The sequence below is a fragment of the Fructobacillus fructosus KCTC 3544 genome (assembly GCF_001438695.1).
Lineage (GTDB): Bacteria > Bacillota > Bacilli > Lactobacillales > Lactobacillaceae > Fructobacillus > Fructobacillus fructosus.
In genome coordinates, this window is the sequence record NZ_JQBH01000014.1 from 40,332 (window position 1) to 40,662 (window position 331).

The window sequence follows — 331 nt, forward strand, 5'->3', positions numbered from 1 at the left end:
TGATGCTTGCTGTAATGATTCTGCAAATACTTTGAGTTCAGTTAAGATCTGGCTCGACACTGACTTAAGTTGTTCTGCCTTTTGTTGGTTAAATTCAACTTCAAATTTCCTTTGCGACTGCTCAATGCGATCAAATTCTTTTTTATCGAATTCGGAACTAAGATCTTGATCTGATTGCTTCTTCTTAACGATCAAATTTGCATCAATTTCCTGCAGAGCAACATTATGACGCTGATTCTCTTGTTGACGAAGAGTTTCAGCATTGGCCTCTAGGTCTCTTGAAGCTTTTTCTTTTGCTTCTTTTAGCTCTTTTTCAATGATTGGTTTAATC

1 protein-coding gene is annotated in these 331 nt (G+C 36.6%); it reads right to left on the reverse strand.

The genetic code is table 11. The features are described from left to right. The coding region (locus tag IV71_RS08090; protein WP_162258601.1) for a hypothetical protein at nt 1-331 on the reverse strand (331 nt) is incomplete at both ends.